Source organism: Microbacterium sp. NPDC080220 (genome assembly GCF_040686395.1).
GTDB classification, from domain to species: domain Bacteria; phylum Actinomycetota; class Actinomycetes; order Actinomycetales; family Microbacteriaceae; genus Microbacterium; species Microbacterium gawkjiense.
Window position 1 is genome coordinate 109,838 of sequence record NZ_JBFBOP010000008.1, and the last position, 18,680, is coordinate 128,517.

Below are 18,680 nucleotides of genomic sequence, written 5' to 3' on the forward strand. Positions count from 1 at the left end.
CCAGCCTACGGAGGCCGCGATACCGCGAAAATCGGTTGGGTCGAACCTACGAAGCGGTCTCGGATGCCGCGTCGGGCACCTGCACGGAATCGACAAAGGCCGTGGCGATCACCTGTGCAGTCTGTGCAATCTGCCACGGGCGCGCGCCCAGCTCCCCGAGGGCATCGCCGATCGACTCGGCCGTCACCTCGGCCGGCGGATGCCAGGCCACGCGGCGGAGCAGGTCGGGCGTCAGGAGGTTCTCCGTCGGCATCCCCAGCTCTTCGGCGCGCGCCTCCACGAGAGGCCGGGCGGCCTTCAAGCGCGCGTCCGCCGCGGGGTTGCGATCGGCCCATGCCCGGGGCGGCGGCATCCCGTCACCCGGGCCGCGCTCGGCGGGCAGGGCGGGATCTGCGCGCCCCGCCTCGATGGCCGCCCACCAGCGGTCCAGCTGACTGCGGCTCGCGCGTCCCGTGAACTCCTTCACGCGGGCGAGGTCCTGCTTGGTCGCGGGGTCTGCGATGACGGCCGCGACGAGCGCGCGGTCGGGCACGAGTCGGCCCGGGGAGACGTCCTCTTCGCGGGCGTAGTCTTCGCGGGCCTGCCACAGCGCACGGGCGACGGCGAGCGCGCGGCGACCGCGCACCGTGTGGAGCCCGCTCAGCCGGCGCCACGGCTCTTCGCGCGGCGGCTTGGGGGCGCGGGTGCGCACTGCCTCGAACTCCTCCTGGGCGAAGGCGGTCTTGCCCTGTTCATCGAGTTCGGTCGCCAGGGCGTCGCGGACGTCGATCAGGTGCAGCACGTCCAGCGCAGCGTATTCGAGCCACCCCTGGGGGAGCGGCCGGGTCGACCAGTCCGCCGCTGAGTGCGCCTTGGCCAGGGTGATGCCGAGCGTGTCCTCGACGACGGCGCCCAGACCCACCCGGTCGTGACCGAGCAGTCGGGCGGCGAGTTCGGTGTCGAAGATCCGGGGCGGCTCGAGTCCGGCCTCGCGCAGCGACGGCAGATCCTGGCTGGCGGCGTGCAGCACCCACTCCTCGTCGCCGATCGCCGCCTGCAGGGCGGAGAGGTCACCGATCGCGGGCGGGTCGAACAGGAACACCTCGCTGCCGCGCCGGTAGACCTGGATGAGGTAGGCGCGTTGCGAGTAGCGGAAGCCCGACGCCCGCTCGACGTCGACGGCCACGGGACCGTCACCGGCCGCCAGGCGCGACGCTGCGGCCGCCGCCGCATCCAGATCGGCGATGACCTCGTATTCAGCCACGTGTACTCCGCTGTCCGCCGAACACGGCGATGTTCTCCGAACCCGGGGGGAGACCTGCCAACATGCAGACCAGCTCGCCCCAGGCGTCCATGTGACCGGTCGGATCCCCGTCGGGGGACCACGACGCGCGGAGTTCGATCTGCGCACCGTCGCCCTCGGCGGCCAGCGTTCCGAAACCCTTCGAAAGGGTCTTGGTCGCTGTGCCGGATGCCGCGTGGAACGTCGCTCCACGCGCTGCGAGTGCATCGACCAGCCATGACCAGGCTACGTCGGCCAGCAGGGGATCGGTGCCGATCTCGGGTTCGAGAGGGGCCTGCGCGAAGCAGACGATCCGCCAGGGGCCGCCCCAGGCATCCGGTTCCGAGGCGTCATGGAGGATGACGATCCGGCCCGTCCCGTAAGGGGATTCACCGTCGTCGTCCGGACGCACGTCGCCCGCGAAGGCGATGGCCTCGGGGGCGAGGGATGCCGGTGCGGCGATCTCGCGCACGACGAAGTCCTCGCGGAAGTGCAGGGCGCGCAACGCGTCACTCACAGCGAGGAACTCCGGCGTCCCGGTCGGGGGTTCGGTCACGGCGACAGACTAGAGTGAGGGCACCATGAAGGCTTCCAGGCGCGCCGTCCCCGACGCGGCCCGACCCGGGACCGTTCCCACGATGCGCAGCACCGTCGTCGCGCTCACCACGGCGCTCGTCAGCACGACGGGACTGCTCGCGCTCCTCGCCGGTCGCGTCGCGCGGCGCGTCGTGACGCTCTCCGCTCGGGTGCCGGACACGACCCTCGTCGACGTCGACGTCGCCGCGCAGACCATCACGCTCTCGCGCTCGGCGGATACGGTCCTGCCGGGGCGTTACGGCTTGTTCACCACCGGGACGCAGAGCTACATCAAGCTCGGCACCGTGCTCGCCGCGGGGACGGACACCGTCACCCGGAAGCTCCTCACCCAGATCGACGAGTCGGATCGCCTCGACGCCGCCGCTGCCTTCAGCGGGTGGTACTTCTCCGATCCCGCCGAACTGCATCTCCCGTTCGAGGAGGTCTCGGTCAGCACTTCGCTCGGGTCGTGCCCCGCGTGGGTGTTCCCCGCGGACGGCGGGAGCGACGTCTGGGCGGTGCACATCCACGGACGCGGCACGACGCGTGCGGAGACCCTGCGTGCCGTGCCGGTCTTCCATGCCGCGGGGATCACGTCGATGCTCACCTCCTACCGCAACGATGCCGACGCTCCGCGCAGCCGCGGAGGGAGTTCGGCACTGGGCGCGACCGAGTGGCGCGACGTCGACCGCGCGATCGGCTACGCCCGCCGCGCCGGGGCGCGGCGCATCATCCTCATGGGGTGGTCGATGGGCGGCGCGATCGCGCTGCAGCTGGCGGCGGGATCCGCCCACCGCGACCTCATCGCCGGCGTCATCCTCGACTCGCCCGTCGTCGACTGGCGCCGCGTGCTGACGCATCACGCCGACCTCACCCGCATCCCGCGCCCGCTGACGCATCTCGCCCTCGACGCGCTGACCCGCCCGTGGGCGTCGTCGCTGACGGGGGCGGGCGACCCGATCCCGTGGGACCGTCTGGACGTCCTCGCCCGGGCGGACGAGCTCGTCGCACCGATCCTGATCCTGCACAGCGCGGCGGACGACTTCGTGCCGCCGGCGGCCTCCCGTGCGCTGCGGGATCGACGTCCCGACCTCGTCACGCTCGATGAGTTCGAGGGGGCCCGGCACACGAAGCTGTGGAACTACGACGAGGAGCGCTGGACCTCGGACATCCGCGACTGGCTGTCGGCGCGCGGCCTCACCGGCGACGCAGACGCAGGTAACTGAATCCGTCGTCGTCGACGAGCACGCCCGCGGGTGTCGTGTCGACGGCGTCCGCCAGCGGCAGGAACGGTCCGGCGCTCGGGACCAACCGGGGCGCTGCCGTGATGCAGTACTCGTCGACGACGTCGGCCGCGGCGAACTGTCCGGCCAACGACGGGCCGCCCTCGCAGACGATGCGTCGGATGCCGCGGTCGGCGAGGGCGGAGAGGATGCCGGGCACCGGCATCCGTCCGTCGTCCAGCGTGACGCGGACGAGGGTGACACCGGGCACGGGGCGCGGGGTCGGCGCGTCCGGGGGCAGCAGGAGGAGCACCTGGTCGTCGGGTCCGTCGGCGGCGGGTTCGAGTCGGTGCCCGGCCAGGTCACCCGCTCGCGACACGACCACCAGGCGGGAGCGTCGGGGGAGGACGTACCCCTCGGCTCGCACGGTCTGCGCTCCCACGACGACGGCGTCCGCGCCCGCGCGGATGACCCCCAGGATCGCGCGGTCGGCGCGGTTCGTGAGGGTGTCGCTCGTGCCGTCCGGGCCGACGGCCGACCCCGTCAAGGAGGTGATCATGTTGAGGCGGACCCAGGCGTCCGCGGCCGGCGCGTACCGGTCGGCCAACCATGCGCGCCCCTTGGGCGTCGCGGCATCCACCCGCTCCCCGGTCGACGGCAGCACCTCGGTCACCCACACGCCGCCATCCTCGCACGCGCTGCGGGCCGCGAAGGGGACTGCGCCCGGCGGCTAGGCTGGTCGGGTGCCCCTCACCTCCTCCGGAACCACGCACCTGAGCGAACGCGATCCGAAGGTGAGCGGTGCCGAGATGGTCGCCGCTCTCGTGCCGCCGCCGCAGTTCGACGGGGCCACCTTCGAGACCTACCGCGCCGACGAGGCCTATCCCTCGCAGCAGGGGGCCAAGGACCTGCTCGAGGTCTTCAGCTCGGGTCGTGGGGCACCCGCCGCGCGGGGAGGCTTCTTCCGACGCGCCAAGCGCGAAGCGCCGATGAAGCCGGGCGTGTACCTCGACGGCGGCTTCGGCGTCGGCAAGACCCACCTGCTCGCCGCGATCTACCACGCGATGCCGGCACGCCGGAAGTACTTCGGCTCGTTCATCGAGTACACCGCGCTGGTCGGGGCGCTGGGCTATCAGAAGACCGTCGAACTCTTCCGCGGCGCGGACCTGCTGTGCATCGACGAGTTCGAGCTCGACGATCCGGGCGACACGATGGTGATGACGCGACTCATCGCCGAGCTCGTCCCCACCGGCACGAAGCTCGCCGCAACCTCCAACACCCCGCCGAACGCACTGGGGGAGGGGCGGTTCGCCGCGCAGGACTTCCTCCGCGAGATCCATGCGATGGCCGAACACTTCCAGACCATTCGGATCGACGGCACCGACTACCGGCAGCGCGCCGTCGACGGTCACGCGGTCGTCCTCGACGACGTCGCCTACGAGAGCGCGATGACGGATGCCGCGGCATCCGCTCTCGTCTCCGATGACGACTTCGGGGCGTTCATCCGCCATCTCGCCTCGGTGCACCCGTCGCGGTACATCCGCCTCATCGAGGGGATCGGGACCATCGGCCTGCGGAACGTGGTCGGATTCGACGACCAGTCCGCCGCCCTGCGCTTCGCGGCGTTCGTCGACCGCGCGTACGACGCGCAGATCCCGATCCGCGCCACCGGGACTCCGCTCGATTCCGTGTTCCGCGAGGACATGCTCGCGGGCGGATACCGCAAGAAGTACCTCCGCGCCGTCTCGCGCCTGGTGGCTCTCACCCACTCCTAGGGTGCTCGTCGCCTCACTCGCAGAGGCGGGAAACGTGATGTTTACCTGCTCGCCCCGCTCGTAACCGGCGCGAAACACGACGCATCCCGCCGCGGAAACTCGACGGCGCCAAACTGATCGCGCCCGACAGCGCTGCCTACCCGAATGAACAGGCGCGCCGGGACTGAGTTACACAACACATGAGTGAGGAACTTCATGGACAGCGGAAACCTCGCGTGGTCTGTCGCCGCGACAGCCCTCGTACTCTTCATGACGCCGGGCGTCGCGTTCTTCTACGGGGGTCTCGTCAAGGCCAAGAGCGTCGTGAGCATGATGATGCTCAGCTTCGGCGCCATGGGTCTCATCGGCGTCCTCTGGATCCTGTTCGGGTTCAACATGAGCCTCGGCGGAGGCACGTTCGCCTTCTCCGGTAACCCGTTCGCCGACTTCGGGCTCGCCGCGGCGGACAGCGACACCCTCGTCGGCGCCACATACGGAGCCACCTTCGCGATCATCACGGTGGCCCTCATCTCGGGCGCGATCGCCGACCGCGCGAAGTTCGGCGCGTGGATGATCTTCGCGGGCATCTGGGCAACGGTCGTCTACTTCCCCGTCGCCGCCTGGGTGTGGGGCGACGGCTGGATCTTCAACTGGGGTGACAGCACGGGGCTGCCCGGAGTCATCGACTACGCCGGTGGTACCGCTGTCCACATCAACGCCGGTGCAGCCGCTCTCGCCCTCGCGCTGGTTCTGGGCAAGCGGGTCGGGTTCCAGAAGGGCATCCACAAGCCCCACAACGTGCCGCTCGTCATGCTCGGTGCCGCGATCCTCTGGTTCGGCTGGTTCGGCTTCAACGCGGGTGCCGAGGGCACCTTCGGTCTGCTCGGCACCGAGGACCAGGCCGTGGGCACCATCGTCATCAACACGCTCGGCGCCACCGCCGCCGCGATCCTGGGTTGGACTCTCGTCGAGAAGCTCAAGGACGGCAAGGCGACGTCGGTCGGGGCAGCCTCCGGTGCAGTCGCCGGTCTCGTCGCCATCACCCCCGCGTGCGCCGCTCTGGCGCCGGGATGGGCGCTCCTGCTCGGTGTCATCGCCGGCGCGGTCTGTGCCCTCGCGATCGAGCTGAAGTGGAAGCTTGGCTACGACGACTCGCTCGATGTGGTCGGCGTGCACCTCGTCGGCGGTGTCATCGGCACCCTGTACCTCGGCTTCTTCGCGACCGGCACCGGCCTGTTCACCGGTGGTGACGCGGGCCAGCTGATCTCGCAGACCGTCGCCGCCTTCGCGGTCCTCATCTACTCGTTCGTGGTCGCCTTCGTCATCGGCTTTGCGATCGAGAAGACGATCGGCTTCCGGGTGAAGAACGAGGACGAGATCGCCGGCATCGACACCGTCGTCCACGGCGAAGAGGGTTACGCTCTCGTCGACTGATACGCACCTCGCACCGAGGGGGCGCCGCGGACCATCCGCGGCGCCCCCTCCTCTGTGCAGGGGCCGGAGTCTTGCGCTCGTTCCGTCTTCCGCCCTAGGTCGGCGGGGACGCGCTTTCCTGCGCTTGCCGACCCGTCTCCGGCGGCGGAGCCCGGTCGAAGGACCTGTACCGACAGGGCGGCCTGCAGGTGGCGATCTCCTCGCGCACAGAGCACCCCGAAGCCGCAGCCCTGTTCCTCGACCACGTGGTCAACAGCCCCGAGGCGGGCGAGATCTTCGGTACGACCCTGGGATTCCCGGCATCCACGAGCAAGCTCGAGGGCGCAACGCTCGAAGGTCCGGATCAGCAGGTCGCCGACTACATCGAATCCGTGTCGAACCCCATCGGTGACGCACCCCCGGCGGCCGTGGTGGGCTACGGCTCCCTCGAGCAGAAGTTCTGGGATCTCGAAAAGGAGCTCGGTCTCGGAACGAAGACCGTGGATGCCGCGGTGAGCGAGTTCTTCACCGAGGCGGAGGTGATCCTCGCCAACTGAGGAACTGCATCGCTGGTCCGCGCCGTCCACACGGCGACGGCGCGGAGCGGCGATGTCAAGGCCCTCCGGGCGGTACAAGCTGATCCGTACGTTGCGTCGCATGTCCGCGGCCGCCGATCGTCCCACCTCCACCCTGCTCGTCATCCACCGCCTGGCCGAACTCGCCGCTCTGGTGCGCGCCAGCCCGGGCCTTCAGGTGCGCTGGTCGGAAGGCCCCGCGCAGGATGCGGAGCGGACGAGCATCGATACCGAGAGCGGGCTCCGACTGCCGGGACTCTCGGTCAATCCGCTGGACGCCGAAAGCTGGTGGACCCGGCCGCTCGAGGACTGGCTCGCGCGCCAGCTGTCGCAGTATCGGCACCTGCAGGAGGAGAACCCGGACCGCTTCGCATGGGTCCTGCGGGGTGAGCTCGCCGGTCGGGGTCCCGACTGTGAGCCGCTGCTTTCGAATCCCGAAGCGATCGCGATCCTCGACGAGCAGCTGCTCCAGGAAGCAGAGGATCGCTACCGCGGCGAGTTCGACGCGGGTCGGGGGCCGGAGGGATGAAGGCGTCGACGGCCTGGGTGGAGGATCGTCCCGGATTCTTCCGTATGACAGTGGCGGCCACGAACTGCTACCTGATCAGGGATACCGACGGCGTGACGCTCGTCGATGCCGGACTGCCGGCGACGGGAAGGGTCCTCGACGTCCTCCTCGGCGACCTGGGCCTGCGACGCCAGGACATCGATGCCGTCCTCCTCACACACGCGCACTTCGACCACGTCGGCCTCGCTCACGGACTGCGGGCGTCGGGGGTCCCCGTGCGTGTCCACCCGGATGATCGTCGGCTGGCGCGGCATCCGTACCGGTATCGTCCGGCCGTGGCTCGGATCCCGTATCTGCTCACCCACCCGGGCGGCATCCCTGTGATCGGTCGGATGGCAGCGGCGGGTGCGCTGGCGGTGCGCGGGGTGGACGCGGAGGCATCCCTTCCATCCGGCGGCGTCCTGGATGTGCCGGGTCGTCCCACGGTCGTGCACACACCCGGTCACACCGACGGGCACTGTGCGTTCTACTTCGCGACGCGCGGCGTCCTGCTGTCCGGCGACGCGCTCGTCACTCTGGATCCGTATACCGGCAAGCGCGGTCCGCAGATCGTCGCGAATGCGGCCACGAAGAATGCAGCGACCGCGCTGCACTCCCTCGACGCGCTCGAGGCGACCGAGGCGGGCGTGGTGCTGACGGGGCATGGGGACCCCTGGATCTCGGGGATCGCCTCAGCTGCTCGACGGGCCCGGGTCGTCGGTCCACACTGATCCGGACAAGGGTGAAGCCCCGGCGGTCTGGGACCTGCCGGGGCTTGTTCGGTGGGCGATGCCGGACTCGAACCGACGACCTCTTCCGTGTGAAGGAAGCGCGCTACCAACTGCGCCAATCGCCCGAATGACACTCGGGCCGGTGTCCGAGCATACCGGATCGCGAGGCTCCGACCGAACCGACGGAAGCCCGATCGGGTGACACGCGCGGGGCGTACTCGGTTTTGCGCTGGCGCCGGAATCGTCTACTGTTTAACGAGTGCCGGAGAGATCCGGAACGAAATGCGGATGTAGCGCAGTGGTAGCGCATCACCTTGCCAAGGTGAGGGTCGCGAGTTCGAATCTCGTCATCCGCTCGAGTGTGGGGATCTTCCTCCGGGGAGATCGCGTCACGTGGGTCAAACCACACACGGTGGCGTGGCCGAGTGGCTAGGCAGCGGCCTGCAAAGCCGTCCACACGGGTTCGAATCCCGTCGCCACCTCCACTCACAACTCAACAGCCTTCACAGGCGCGATTGGCGCAGCGGTAGCGCGCTTCCCTGACACGGAAGAGGTCACTGGTTCGATCCCAGTATCGCGCACAGACAAACCCCCGGTTCTCCGGGGGTTTTTTGTTGTGCGCGGGCGGCGCTGCGCGGGCCCGAGGCGCCCCGGGCCCGCGCAGCGAGGGGTCAGCCGACGGCTGCGACCTGCTCCGTCTCGGGCAGCTCGTGGAGTCCGGCGGGGGAGTTCGCGGCAGCCATCAGGCGCTCGACCCACTCGTGGTTGAGCGGGATGCGGGCGTCGCTCCGCCGGCGGAAGGCGAGGCTCGATGCCCGGTTCATCCACACGGTCGTGCGGCCGGTGCCTTCACCCGCGGCCCGCGACCACGTGAAGAGGAAGGCTTCGCCGCGGCGGAGCTTGGCGTAGATGACGGCTTCGAGGTGCGCGAGAGTGCGATCGTCGATGTCGAAGCGTGTGGTGCTGTTGTAGGCGAGGAGTCCCATGGAACCGACCCTGGTCGAGGCGTACAGAAGGGCAGAGCTGCGGTCTCCACGGTCATCCTCTCACCCGCGCGGGCCATCCTCGCGCACCGGCCGGACGTGTCACACGGTCGTCACAGGTCGCTGAGAAAATGCGGACATGACCACCGCCCGGATCATCGTCCTGTTCGTCCTCGCCGCCGTCGCCGAGATCGGCGGCGCCTGGCTGATCTGGCAGGCCGTGCGGGAGAACCGCGGATGGTGGTTCGCGCTGCTCGGGATCGTCGCCCTCGGCGCCTACGGCTTCGTCGCCGCCCTGCAGCCCGACGCTCATTTCGGACGGGTGCTCGCCGCGTACGGGGGAGTGTTCGTCGCCGGATCCTTGGCCTGGGGGATCGTCGTCGACGGGTTCCGCCCCACCGTGTGGGACTACGTGGGCTCCGGTGTCGCCCTGGTCGGGGCCGCGATCATCATCTTCGCGCCGGTGGTGACCGACGCCGTCGACGGATGATCGCGACCCCGCGGCCGATCAGGGGACGATGACCGCGCGCCCCCGCACCTTCCCGGCCGCGAGCGCCTCATAGGCCTTCGGGCCGTCGTCGAGGGAGTACCGCTGGACCTCGACCGACACCTGACCCGATCGTGCGAGGTCGAGCACCTCGATCAACTCACTGCGCGATCCCCAGTACGGGGCGCGTGTACTGGAGTGCCTTCATGCGCGGCACGCTACGCCGCATGCGTCTCGCGGCGCATGCCCCTGCGCCGCGGCATCCCGACCGATAGGATCCCGCCATGGCCCACCTCGTGCTCACTGTGGTCGGCGACGACCGCCCGGGACTTGTCAACGCCCTCGCCGAGCAGGTCTCGGCCGCGGGAGGCAACTGGGAGCGCAGCGAGCTCGCCGAGCTGGCCGGCGCCTTCGCCGGCATCGTGCTCGTCTCGATCGACGACGACCGTGAGGCCGACCTCGTCACGGCGCTCGAAGGACTCGACGGGATGCTGCGCGTCACCGTCCACGGCGGACACGTGGCCTCGGTGACCGAACCCGTCGAGCGCGCGATGGAGGTCACCGTCCTCGGCAACGACCGCCCCGGGATCGTGCGCGACGTGACCGCGGCGATCGCCGCCCATGCGCTCAGCATCGACACCTTCCGCAGTCGGACGCTCGACGCGCCGATGGCGGGCGGGACCCTCTTCGAGGCGACGGTCGCGTTCCGCGTGCCGGCCGGAGCGGATGCCGCGCCGGTGACGGCCGCGCTGGAGGAGCTCGCGGGCGAGATCCAGGTGGACCTCACCGTCGCCTGACGTGCACCGCGTCGACGAGATCCGCTCCCGCCTGCGGGGCGCAGCCGACGCGTCCCGCGCGGCCGGCCAGCAGGCGTACATGAAGTCCGACCTTCCGTTCCTGGGCGTGCGGGTACCGGAGACGCGACGGATCGCGCGGGCGGCGGCCGCGGGGGAGACCGACCCCCTGCGCATCCTCGACGACGCGCGGGAGCTGTGGGATGCGGCATCCCATCGCGAGGAGCGGTACGCGGCCATGATGCTCCTGGCCGTGCCGCCCGCCCGCGCGGACCTGCGGATCGTCCCGCTCGTCGAGCACATGGTGCGGACGGGCTGCTGGTGGGATGTCACCGACGAGCTGAGCGGCCGCGTCCGCGAACTCCTCGACGAGCATCCCCGCGACGGAGACGCCCTCGTCCGCGGGTGGTGTGTGAGTGAGGAGCTGTGGCTGCGACGCCTCGCGATCCTCAGCCAGCTCGGTCGCCGCGAGCGGACGGACCTGCGCCTGCTGACCGACGCGCTCGAGCCAAACCTCCGCGACGGCGAGTTCTTCATCCGCAAGGCCATCGGCTGGGCGTTGCGCGACGCCGCCCGGGCGTACCCGGAGTGGGTGTACGCCTACGTGGCCGCCCACGCGCTGAGTCCACTCAGCCGTCGCGAGGCGCTGAAGCACCTCTGAGATCAGCGCAGCAGCAGCGGGACGGTCGCTGCGGCGACGACGAGGGGAGCCGCGACGAGACCCCACAGGATGAAGCGACGCCACGGCAGGTGCACCCCCGCCGCCACGAGCCGCTGATGCCAGAGCAGAGTGGCGAGCGACGCCCACGGCGTGATGAGCGGCCCGGCGTTCACGCCGATCAGCAGGGCGGCCAGGCGCTCCGGCGTGTCCGCCGTCGATTCGAGCAGGAGATACGCGGGAAGGTTGTCGAGCCCATTCGCGGTCACGAGCGCCGTTCCCGACATCCGCAGCAGGTCGACCGGCGCCGATCCCGATCCGGCCACGGCCGTCGCCACCTGTCCCGAGCCCCACGCCTCGAGGGCGGCGACGGCCGAGAAGAGTCCCGCGGCGAACACGAGCAGCGACCACGGCACGAGCCGCAGCCGCAGCGCCTTCGGCGAGCGCCACGCGAACAGACCGATCAGGGCGAGCGCCGCCACCGTCGCGGGGATCCACGGCTCGATCCCGCTCACGAGCAGTGGCAGCAGGGCGAGGACGATGACGGATGCCGCAAGGAGCTGCACACGGTCGCTCACCCGTGGCGGCGGGGCCACCGTGAACGAGCCGACCAGCGAGCGCCGATGGATGACCCATAGGAGGGCGACGGTCACGAGGACGGCGACGGCGGCGGACGGCCCGAGGAGGAGCACGAACGACGTCGGGTCGGCGGCCCCCGGCATCCGGGCCAGGGCGAGGAGGTTCGTCAGGTTCGACACCGGCAGCAGGAGCGACGCCGTGTTCGCCAGCCACACCGTCGCGAGGGCGAACGGCAGCGGCGGCAGCCCGTTCGCGCGTGCGACGGTGATCACGACGGGGGTGAGGAGGACGGCGGTGGTGTCGAGCGACAGGAACGCGGTGGTCACGATCGCGAGGGCCACGACGAGTGCCCAGAGCAGAGCGGTGCGTCCCCGGGACATCCGCGCCAGCCACGACGCCGTGACGTCGAAGACCCCAGCCTTCGCCGCGAGCTCCGCGACGACGGTGACCGCCACGACGAACGCGAGGATCGGGAGCACGCGCTCGGCGACCACGCCCAGCTCGGAGAGAGGCAGGATGCCGGTGGCGACGGCGACGATCGCGCCCGCGAGCACGACGACCCCCGCGAGAGCGAGCTTCACGGCATCCATCATCGCCCCTCCCGGCGGCCCAGTAGACTCGCATGATGCAGAACAGCCGGGTGTCCCACCTCGCCGGCACGCGAACGCCGCGGGCCTGAGCGGGCGGAGCGCGTACAGCGCTCGAAGCTGAGTCACCGTGATCCGAGCCACCTTCTGGAGATCCCCCTTGTCTGATCCGATCGCCCCGGCGGATGTCGCCCTTCCCGCCGACGGTTTCGCCCTGTTCCCCGACCGCTCCATCGTCGCGCTCCGCATCCGCGGCGAGCTGAAGGACCTCGCGACGGTCGTCGACTCTCTCGACGGCGTCGAGCCGGTCACCGTATCGAGCCCCGACGGGCTGAACATCCTGCGCCACTCGACGGCCCACATCCTCGCGCAGGCGGTGCAGCGCGTCCGCCCGCAGGCGAATCTCGGGATCGGCCCGCCGATCACCGACGGCTTCTATTACGACTTCGGCGTCGCGGAGCCGTTCACCCCGGAGGACCTCAAGGCCATCAAGAAGGAGATGGAGCGCATCGTCCGCGAAGGACAGCGTTTCGTCCGCCGTGTGGTGACCGATGACGAGGCCCGCGCCGAGCTCGCTCATGAGCCCTTCAAGCTCGAGCTCATCGGGCTGAAGGGCGGGTCGCAGGAGGCGGCCGAGGGTGCGTCGGTGGAGGTGGGTGCCGGCGACCTCACCATCTACGACAACGTCACGCGCGACGGTGAGACCGCGTGGAAGGACCTCTGCCGCGGGCCCCACGTGCCGAGCACCCGTGTCGCCGGCAACGGCTGGGACCTCACCCGCGTCGCCGGCGCCTACTGGCGCGGCAGCGAGAAGAACCCCCAGCTGCAGCGCATCTACGGCACCGCGTGGCCGTCGAAGGACGAACTGCGCGCCTACCAGCACCGACTCGAGGAGGCCGCCAAGCGCGACCACCGCAAGCTCGGCAAGGACCTCGACCTCTTCTCCTTCCCCGAGGAGATCGGGCCCGGCCTGTCGGTGTTCCACCCCAAGGGCGGGATCATCCGGTACGAGATCGAGCGCTACATGCGCGAGAGCCTCCTCGCCAACGGGTACCAGGTCGTGAACACGCCCCACATCACCAAGGGCGACCTGTTCATGACGAGCGGTCACCTGCAGTGGTACGCCGACGGCATGTACCCCCCGATGGTGCTGGACGAGGTGGTGGATGCCGACGGTCACGTCTCGCGCGAGGGCCAGGAGTACTACCTCAAGCCCATGAACTGCCCGTTCCACAACCTGATCTTCCGCTCGCGCGGACGCAGCTACCGCGAACTGCCGCTGCGGCTCAGCGAATTCGGCTCGGTCTACCGCTACGAGAAGAGCGGCACGCTCGCCGGCCTGACTCGCGTGCGGGGGATGACGCAGGACGACACCCACATCTATGTGACCTCCGACCAGGTCAAGGGCGAGCTCGAGCACAGTCTCGAGTTCGTGCTGAAGACCCTGCGCGACTACGGGCTGAACGACTTCTACCTCGAGTTGTCGACGAAGGAGGAGGGCAACCCCAAGTTCATCGGCGACGACGGCCTGTGGGACGAGGCGACGCAGACCCTGCGGGAGGTCGCCGAGGGTTCCGGTCTCGAGCTCGTGCCCGACCCGGGCGGGGCCGCGTTCTACGGCCCGAAGATCTCGGTCCAGGCGCGGGACGCGATCGGTCGCACCTGGCAGATGTCGACGATCCAGCTCGACTTCAACCAGCCGGAGCGGTTCGAGCTGGAGTACACCGGTCCCGACGGTGAGAAGCACCGTCCGGTCATGATCCACCGTGCGCTGTTCGGGTCGATCGAACGGTTCTTCGCGATCCTGCTCGAGCACTACGCCGGGGCATTCCCGGTGTGGCTCGCTCCCGTCCAGGTCGTCGGCATCCCCGTCGCCGAGGAGTACGGTCCGTACCTCGACGAGATCGTGGCGCGCCTGCGCGCCACGGGCGTCCGCGCTGAGGTCGATCACTCCGACGACCGCATGCCGAAGAAGATCCGCACCCACACGACCCAGAAGGTCCCCCTTCAGCTCATCGCGGGAGAGCAGGACCGGTCGGCCGGCACCGTCTCGTTCCGATTCCGCGACGGCTCCCAGACCAACGGCATCCCCGTCGACGAGGCGATCGACAAGATCGTCGCGGCGATCGCGGACCGCACGCTCGTGAACACCGCGGCGGACCTGGCATGACGGACGACGACCGCCGCGTGGAGGTTGCCGCCGAGCTGGCGGGCGTGCCCGACGAGTTCCAGCGACTGTGGACGCCGCATCGGATGGCGTACATCCAGGCGGGCCCCGAGCCGCTGAAGCACGACTGCCCGTTCTGCGCCGCCCCGGGCAAGACCGACGAGGAGGGTCTCATCGTCGCGCGCGGTGAGACCGCCTACGTCCTGCTGAACCTCTTCCCGTACAACTCGGGACACCTGCTGGTCTGCCCGTACCGTCACTTCGCGACGTACGACGACGCGACCCCGGAGGAGGTCGCCGAGATCGGCGCGCTGACCCAGGTCGCGATGAGGGTCCTGCGCACGGTCGCGAAGTGCGACGGGTTCAACCTCGGCATGAACCAGGGCACGGTCGCCGGTGCGGGCGTCGCGGAGCACCTGCATCAGCACGTCGTGCCGCGCTGGGCGACGGACGCGAACTTCTTCCCGATCATCGCCAAGACGAAGGCCCTGCCGCAGTTGCTCGGCGAGGTTCGGCAGGCCGTGGCCGACGGCTGGCCCGTCATCTGACGAGCCGGCCGCCCCGCCACGTCAGCGGACCTGCGTGACCTCGAACTGCATGCGCGGGTGGGCGTAGGCCTCCTGCGCCTCGATCAGTCGGAGCTCGCGCGAACCCGCGTCGTACGTCTGCTGCAGCAGGTCGAAGACGCTCGAGGTCGTCCGCGCGAGGGCGTCCGCCGCGTCGCCGGTGCGGCGGAAGTGCGCCGTGAACAGGGCCGCCGTGACGTCACCCGAGCCGTTGGCCTTCATGGGGATGTGGGGGGTGCGGACGATCCACGCGCCGTCGTCCGTGACCGCGAGCATCTCGATCGTCCCCTCGGGGCGGTCGGGATGCTCGACGCTCGTGACCAGGACCGTCGACGGGCCCATCGCCCGGGCGGCATCGACCGACGCGAGCGTCGACTCGAGGTCCGACGGCTCGGTCCCGGTGAGGAACCCCAGTTCGAACTGGTTCGGCGTGATGAGGTCGGCGGCCGGGACGACCCGCTCGCGCAGCAGGACCGGGATGGCGGGGGCCACGAAGCATCCGCTCTTCGCGTTGCCCATGACAGGGTCGCAGGCGTAGATCGCGCTCGGGTTGGCGGCCTTGACCCGGGCGACCGCGTCGAGGATGACGTCGCCGATGCCCTCACCGCCCTGGTACCCCGAGAGGACGGCGTCGATCTCGCCGAACGCGCCGCGCTCCTCGATGCCGGTGATGACGTCGGCGACGTCTTGCGGGCTGATGAGCGGGCCGCGCCACGCGCCGTACCCGGTGTGGTTCGAGAAGTTGACGGTGTACACCGGGTACACCTCGACGCCGATGCGCTGCAGCGGGAACACCGCGGCGGAGTTTCCGACGTGACCGTACGCGACGGCGGACTGGATGGAGAGGATCTTCACGGGGCGGTACTCGCTTCCGAGGAGGGCGCGATGACTCGCGCCGAGGCGGCGACATCGGCGGCCAGGCGCGCGAGGTCGGTGTCGGACAGATCGTGGACGGTCAGGCGCAGGTGGTGGGTCGCCGCGGGATCGGCGAGGACGAACTCGTCGCCGGGACGGGCGAGCCACCCGCGCCGCATGAGCTGCTCGGCGACGGCGCGGGCGGGAGCGGGGACACGCACCCAGACGCTGAGCCCGTCGCCCGCCGCAGTGGGGAGGCCGAGCCGCGTCAGTTCCGCGGCGAAGCGGTCGTTGCGCGCGCGGTAGTGGCGTGCGGCGCGCTCCACCCCGGCGAGGACGGCGTCGTCGGAGACGAGCGCCAGGACGAGACGCTGCAGCAGGTGGCTCACCCACGTGGACCCGGGGCTCAGCCGGCGCGCCAGGCGCTCGGCGGTCTCGGGGTCGCTCGCGGTGACCGCGAGGCACATGTCGGGCCCGAGGAACTTCGACACCGAGCGGATGAGGGCCCACCGTCGGTGCCCGGGTCCGATGATCGAGTGGTACGGCTCGCGCGAGAGCATCGAGAAGTGGTCGTCCTCGATGACGAGGACGTACGGATGCTGCTCCAGCACGGCGCGCAGCTGCGCCGCCCGCTCGGCGGTCAGACTCACACCGGTGGGGTTCTGCGCGCGCGGAGTGCACACGATGGCGCGCACGCCGGCGTCGAGCGCGGCGCGCAGCCCGGCGACCGTCATTCCCTGATCGTCGACGGGGATCGGGACCGGCCGGTAACCGCCGATCCTTACCGTGCGGAGGGCGGAGAGGAAGCAGGGATCCTCGAGCCCGACGGCGTCGTCGCGGGTGAGGGCGTCGGCGAAGAGGCGCTCGAGCGCGTCGACCGCGCCGCCCGTGATGGTGAGGCGCAGCTCGGCGCGTTCGGGCAGATCCTTCGCGATCCACTGAGACGCCCACGCCTCGAGGTCGGGGTCGATCGTCGGTTCGCCGTAGAGGACGGGCCGACCCGCGAGGCTCGACAGCGCATGCGAGGGATCCGGGATGAGCGCGGGGTCCGGGTTCCCCGTCCCGATGTCGCGCAGCACGGTGTCGGCGGCGAAACCCTCCTGCGCCGGGTCCGACCGCGGCGCGACGCGGGTACCGGCGCGGCCGGCGGTCTCGACCGCGCCGGCGGCGGCGAGGAGGCGGTACGCGGCGACGACCGTGTTGCGGTTCACCCCGACGAGGTCGGCGAGCGCGCGGACGGAGGGGAGCGCGGCGCCGGGAGTGAGGTCGCCTCGATCGATGAGGGCACGGATGCTGTCCGCGATCTCAGCGGCGGTCTCGCCGCCGATCGCCAGGACATCGTCTGCCATGGGACGAGTCTATGTCCGTGTCGTGCTAGGTTTTGGCCTATGCCAACGAACACGACTGGAACCGCGCGGGTGAAGCGCGGCCTCGCCGAAATGCTCAAGGGCGGCGTCATCATGGACGTCGTCACCGCCGACCAAGCCAAGATCGCCGAGGACGCCGGCGCCGTCGCCGTCATGGCGCTCGAACGCGTGCCCGCCGACATCCGCGCCCAGGGCGGCGTCGCCCGCATGAGCGACCCCGACCTCATCGACGACATCATCGCGTCGGTCTCCATCCCGGTGATGGCCAAGGCGCGCATCGGGCACTTCGTCGAGGCGCAGGTGCTGCAGGAGCTCGGCGTCGACTACATCGACGAGTCCGAGGTGCTCTCACCCGCCGACTACGTGAACCACATCGACAAGTGGGACTTCACGGTGCCCTTCGTCTGCGGGGCGACGAACCTCGGCGAGGCCCTGCGACGCATCACCGAGGGTGCGGCCATGATCCGCTCGAAGGGCGAGGCCGGAACCGGCGACGTGTCCGAGGCGATGAAGCACATCCGCAAGATCCGCGGGGAGATCGCCGCCCTCGCCGCGCTGCCCAAGGACGAGCTCTACGTCGCGGCCAAGGAACTGCAGGCGCCCTACGAGCTCGTCGCCGAGGTCGCCGAGACCGGCACCCTGCCCGTCGTCCTCTTCGTCGCCGGCGGTGTCGCGACACCCGCGGACGCGGCCATGATGATGCAGCTCGGAGCCGACGGCGTCTTCGTGGGCTCGGGCATCTTCAAGAGCGGCAACCCCGCCGAACGTGCCGCGGCGATCGTCAAGGCGACGACGTTCCACGACGACGCGAAGGTGATCGCCGACGTCTCACGGGGGCTCGGTGAGGCGATGGTCGGCATCAACGTCTCCGACCTCGCCGCACCGCACCGGCTCGCCGAGCGGGGATGGTGACCGCTCCCCGCGTCGGTGTCCTCGCCCTCCAGGGCGACGTCCGCGAACACACGCGCGTGCTCGCCGAGCTCGGCGCCGACGTCGTCCCGGTCCGGCGGCCGGAGGAGCTCGCGCAGGTGCGGGGGCTCGTGCTCCCCGGGGGCGAGTCGAGTGTCATCGACAAGCTCTCCCGCGCGTTCGGGATGCAGGAGCCCATCCGTTCCTCCATCGCGGAGGGGATGCCGGTGTACGGCACCTGTGCCGGCCTCATCCTCCTCGCCGATCGCCTCGCGGACGGGATCGCCGGGCAGCAGACGTTCGGCGGCCTGGACGTGACGGTGCGCCGGAACGCGTTCGGCGGCCAGGTCGAGTCTTTCGAGACCGAGCTGGCGGTGCCGGCGGTCGGCGAGCCGCCGGTGCGCGCGACCTTCATTCGCGCCCCCGTCGTCGAAGAGGTCGGACCGGCGGCCGAGGCGATCGCCGCCCTCCCCGACGGCAGGGTCGTGGGGGTGCGCCAGGGTGCGGTCATCGGTCTCTCCTTCCACCCGGAGCTCGATGCCGAGACCCGTTTCCACGAGTTGTTCCTTGCGAGCGTGCGCGATGCGTAGCGGCCCCGTGTCGGCACGGTCGTAGACTGGACCCCGCGCTTTTTCCGAGAGGAGTCCC

The 18,680-nt window shown here is 70.4% G+C and carries 20 protein-coding genes, 4 tRNA genes and 1 pseudogene; 16 read left to right on the forward strand and 9 right to left on the reverse strand.

Annotated elements, in window-relative coordinates; all coding sequences use genetic code 11:
- Nucleotides 1-46 precede the first annotated feature (46 nt).
- Nucleotides 47-1,243, reverse strand: a complete 1,197-nt coding sequence (locus AB0P29_RS12910; protein WP_363380309.1) for a ribonuclease D — start codon at nucleotides 1,241-1,243, stop codon at nucleotides 47-49.
- On the reverse strand, nucleotides 1,236-1,817 hold the full coding sequence (locus AB0P29_RS12915; RefSeq protein WP_217531682.1) for a DUF3000 domain-containing protein: 582 nt from the start codon (nucleotides 1,815-1,817) through the stop codon (nucleotides 1,236-1,238). The genes AB0P29_RS12910 and AB0P29_RS12915 overlap by 8 nt, the downstream gene beginning before the upstream one ends.
- A 25-nt stretch (nucleotides 1,818-1,842) precedes the next feature.
- Here AB0P29_RS12915 and AB0P29_RS12920 point away from each other — a divergent pair, with 25 nt between their 5' ends.
- Nucleotides 1,843-3,063, forward strand: coding sequence for an alpha/beta fold hydrolase (locus AB0P29_RS12920; RefSeq protein WP_363380311.1), 1,221 nt, complete (start codon nucleotides 1,843-1,845; stop codon nucleotides 3,061-3,063).
- Here the strand turns inward: AB0P29_RS12920 and AB0P29_RS12925 are convergent.
- Entirely contained in the window at nucleotides 3,035-3,739 is a 705-nt protein-coding gene (locus AB0P29_RS12925; protein ID WP_363380314.1) for a dihydrofolate reductase family protein, read from the reverse strand. The genes AB0P29_RS12920 and AB0P29_RS12925 overlap by 29 nt on opposite strands.
- A 64-nt stretch (nucleotides 3,740-3,803) precedes the next feature.
- On the opposite strand from AB0P29_RS12925, the gene zapE reads away from it, so the two are divergent.
- The 5 genes from zapE to AB0P29_RS12950 all read left to right on the forward strand — a co-directional run bounded on the left by zapE (nucleotide 3,804) and on the right by AB0P29_RS12950 (nucleotide 8,080).
- Nucleotides 3,804-4,835 (forward strand): cell division protein ZapE, encoded by a 1,032-nt coding sequence (gene zapE / locus AB0P29_RS12930; RefSeq protein ID WP_363380316.1) that lies wholly within the window; start codon nucleotides 3,804-3,806, stop codon nucleotides 4,833-4,835.
- A 195-nt stretch (nucleotides 4,836-5,030) separates the two neighbouring features.
- Entirely contained in the window at nucleotides 5,031-6,248 is a 1,218-nt protein-coding gene (locus tag AB0P29_RS12935; protein ID WP_363380319.1) for an ammonium transporter, read from the forward strand.
- Nucleotides 6,249-6,436: 188 nt separating this feature from the next.
- On the forward strand, nucleotides 6,437-6,784 hold the full coding sequence (locus AB0P29_RS12940) for a hypothetical protein (RefSeq protein WP_363380321.1): 348 nt from the start codon (nucleotides 6,437-6,439) through the stop codon (nucleotides 6,782-6,784).
- 100 nt (nucleotides 6,785-6,884) lie between these two features.
- A complete protein-coding gene (locus AB0P29_RS12945; protein ID WP_363380324.1) occupies nucleotides 6,885-7,331 on the forward strand; it encodes a DUF6098 family protein in 447 nt (148 codons plus the stop codon).
- A 44-nt stretch (nucleotides 7,332-7,375) separates the two neighbouring features.
- Entirely contained in the window at nucleotides 7,376-8,080 is a 705-nt protein-coding gene (locus tag AB0P29_RS12950; protein WP_308210385.1) for an MBL fold metallo-hydrolase, read from the forward strand.
- Nucleotides 8,081-8,132: 52 nt separating this feature from the next.
- On the opposite strand, the gene AB0P29_RS12955 is transcribed toward AB0P29_RS12950, so the two are convergent.
- Nucleotides 8,133-8,205: transfer RNA gene (locus AB0P29_RS12955), tRNA-Val, on the reverse strand.
- Between the two features lie 159 nt (nucleotides 8,206-8,364).
- Between AB0P29_RS12955 and AB0P29_RS12960 the strand changes: the two genes are divergently transcribed.
- The 3 genes from AB0P29_RS12960 to AB0P29_RS12970 all read left to right on the forward strand — a co-directional run bounded on the left by AB0P29_RS12960 (nucleotide 8,365) and on the right by AB0P29_RS12970 (nucleotide 8,661).
- A tRNA-Gly gene (locus tag AB0P29_RS12960) sits at nucleotides 8,365-8,436 on the forward strand.
- Nucleotides 8,437-8,491: 55 nt separating this feature from the next.
- Nucleotides 8,492-8,565: transfer RNA gene (locus AB0P29_RS12965), tRNA-Cys, on the forward strand.
- 24 nt (nucleotides 8,566-8,589) lie between these two features.
- Nucleotides 8,590-8,661, forward strand: a tRNA-Val gene (locus AB0P29_RS12970).
- Nucleotides 8,662-8,751: 90 nt separating this feature from the next.
- On the opposite strand, the gene AB0P29_RS12975 is transcribed toward AB0P29_RS12970, so the two are convergent.
- Nucleotides 8,752-9,066: a hypothetical protein gene (locus AB0P29_RS12975; RefSeq protein WP_363380327.1), complete on the reverse strand. Its 315-nt coding sequence runs from the start codon at nucleotides 9,064-9,066 to the stop codon at nucleotides 8,752-8,754.
- Between the two features lie 136 nt (nucleotides 9,067-9,202).
- On the opposite strand from AB0P29_RS12975, the gene AB0P29_RS12980 reads away from it, so the two are divergent.
- Nucleotides 9,203-9,553, forward strand: coding sequence for a YnfA family protein (locus tag AB0P29_RS12980; RefSeq protein ID WP_064002111.1), 351 nt, complete (start codon nucleotides 9,203-9,205; stop codon nucleotides 9,551-9,553).
- 18 nt (nucleotides 9,554-9,571) lie between these two features.
- Here the strand turns inward: AB0P29_RS12980 and AB0P29_RS12985 are convergent.
- Nucleotides 9,572-9,733 (reverse strand): annotated as a pseudogene (locus tag AB0P29_RS12985) (zinc-binding dehydrogenase); the annotation flags it as partial.
- Between the two features lie 101 nt (nucleotides 9,734-9,834).
- Between AB0P29_RS12985 and AB0P29_RS12990 the strand changes: the two are divergent.
- Both AB0P29_RS12990 and AB0P29_RS12995 read left to right on the forward strand, forming a co-directional pair.
- Nucleotides 9,835-10,347, forward strand: coding sequence for an ACT domain-containing protein (locus AB0P29_RS12990; protein WP_253034616.1), 513 nt, complete (start codon nucleotides 9,835-9,837; stop codon nucleotides 10,345-10,347).
- Between the two features lies 1 nt (nucleotide 10,348).
- Nucleotides 10,349-11,005: a DNA alkylation repair protein gene (locus tag AB0P29_RS12995; protein ID WP_363380331.1), complete on the forward strand. Its 657-nt coding sequence runs from the start codon at nucleotides 10,349-10,351 to the stop codon at nucleotides 11,003-11,005.
- A 2-nt stretch (nucleotides 11,006-11,007) separates the two neighbouring features.
- On the opposite strand, the gene AB0P29_RS13000 is transcribed toward AB0P29_RS12995, so the two are convergent.
- Complete coding sequence (locus AB0P29_RS13000; protein WP_363380334.1) at nucleotides 11,008-12,174, reverse strand: SLC13 family permease; 1,167 nt, start codon at nucleotides 12,172-12,174, stop codon at nucleotides 11,008-11,010.
- A 154-nt stretch (nucleotides 12,175-12,328) separates the two neighbouring features.
- On the opposite strand from AB0P29_RS13000, the gene thrS reads away from it, so the two are divergent.
- Nucleotides 12,329-14,338, forward strand: a complete 2,010-nt coding sequence (gene thrS, locus AB0P29_RS13005) for a threonine--tRNA ligase (protein WP_363380337.1) — start codon at nucleotides 12,329-12,331, stop codon at nucleotides 14,336-14,338.
- Nucleotides 14,335-14,883 carry an HIT domain-containing protein gene (locus AB0P29_RS13010; protein WP_311283716.1) on the forward strand — a complete coding sequence of 183 codons (549 nt, stop codon included), beginning with the start codon at nucleotides 14,335-14,337 and terminating at the stop codon, nucleotides 14,881-14,883. The genes thrS and AB0P29_RS13010 overlap by 4 nt, the downstream gene beginning before the upstream one ends.
- Nucleotides 14,884-14,904: 21 nt before the next feature.
- Here AB0P29_RS13010 and pdxY read toward each other — a convergent pair whose 3' ends face one another.
- Together pdxY and AB0P29_RS13020 are read right to left on the reverse strand one after the other, a co-directional pair.
- Nucleotides 14,905-15,756 carry a pyridoxal kinase PdxY gene (pdxY, locus tag AB0P29_RS13015; RefSeq protein WP_363380340.1) on the reverse strand — a complete coding sequence of 284 codons (852 nt, stop codon included), beginning with the start codon at nucleotides 15,754-15,756 and terminating at the stop codon, nucleotides 14,905-14,907.
- Nucleotides 15,753-17,105, reverse strand: coding sequence for an aminotransferase class I/II-fold pyridoxal phosphate-dependent enzyme (locus tag AB0P29_RS13020; protein WP_363380343.1), 1,353 nt, complete (start codon nucleotides 17,103-17,105; stop codon nucleotides 15,753-15,755). Before AB0P29_RS13020 ends, pdxY begins: the two co-directional genes overlap by 4 nt.
- Nucleotides 17,106-17,144: 39 nt before the next feature.
- On the opposite strand from AB0P29_RS13020, the gene pdxS reads away from it, so the two are divergent.
- The gene (gene pdxS / locus AB0P29_RS13025; protein ID WP_363380346.1) at nucleotides 17,145-18,035 is read left to right on the forward strand and encodes a pyridoxal 5'-phosphate synthase lyase subunit PdxS; all 891 of its coding nucleotides are present in this window, start codon (nucleotides 17,145-17,147) and stop codon (nucleotides 18,033-18,035) included.
- Complete coding sequence (pdxT, locus tag AB0P29_RS13030; RefSeq protein WP_363380348.1) at nucleotides 18,029-18,622, forward strand: pyridoxal 5'-phosphate synthase glutaminase subunit PdxT; 594 nt, start codon at nucleotides 18,029-18,031, stop codon at nucleotides 18,620-18,622. Before pdxS ends, pdxT begins: the two co-directional genes overlap by 7 nt.
- The last annotated feature ends 58 nt before the right edge of the window (nucleotides 18,623-18,680 follow it).

Excerpts from the sequence above, each read along its gene's own strand:
- AB0P29_RS12920 (WP_363380311.1), top strand. The coding sequence starts at position 1,843 with ATGAAGGCTTCCAGGCGCGCCGTCCCCGACGCGGCCCGACCCGGGACC.
- AB0P29_RS12935 (WP_363380319.1), top strand. The coding sequence starts at position 5,031 with ATGGACAGCGGAAACCTCGCGTGGTCTGTCGCCGCGACAGCCCTCGTA.
- AB0P29_RS12945 (WP_363380324.1), top strand. The coding sequence starts at position 6,885 with ATGTCCGCGGCCGCCGATCGTCCCACCTCCACCCTGCTCGTCATCCAC.
- AB0P29_RS12950 (WP_308210385.1), top strand. The coding sequence starts at position 7,376 with ATGACAGTGGCGGCCACGAACTGCTACCTGATCAGGGATACCGACGGC.
- AB0P29_RS12975 (WP_363380327.1), bottom strand. The coding sequence starts at position 9,066 with ATGGGACTCCTCGCCTACAACAGCACCACACGCTTCGACATCGACGAT.
- AB0P29_RS12980 (WP_064002111.1), top strand. The coding sequence starts at position 9,203 with ATGACCACCGCCCGGATCATCGTCCTGTTCGTCCTCGCCGCCGTCGCC.
- AB0P29_RS12990 (WP_253034616.1), top strand. The coding sequence starts at position 9,835 with ATGGCCCACCTCGTGCTCACTGTGGTCGGCGACGACCGCCCGGGACTT.
- AB0P29_RS13000 (WP_363380334.1), bottom strand. The coding sequence starts at position 12,174 with ATGATGGATGCCGTGAAGCTCGCTCTCGCGGGGGTCGTCGTGCTCGCG.
- AB0P29_RS13010 (WP_311283716.1), top strand. The coding sequence starts at position 14,335 with ATGACGGACGACGACCGCCGCGTGGAGGTTGCCGCCGAGCTGGCGGGC.
- AB0P29_RS13020 (WP_363380343.1), bottom strand. The coding sequence starts at position 17,105 with ATGGCAGACGATGTCCTGGCGATCGGCGGCGAGACCGCCGCTGAGATC.
- pdxS (WP_363380346.1), top strand. The coding sequence starts at position 17,145 with ATGCCAACGAACACGACTGGAACCGCGCGGGTGAAGCGCGGCCTCGCC.
- pdxT (WP_363380348.1), top strand. The coding sequence starts at position 18,029 with ATGGTGACCGCTCCCCGCGTCGGTGTCCTCGCCCTCCAGGGCGACGTC.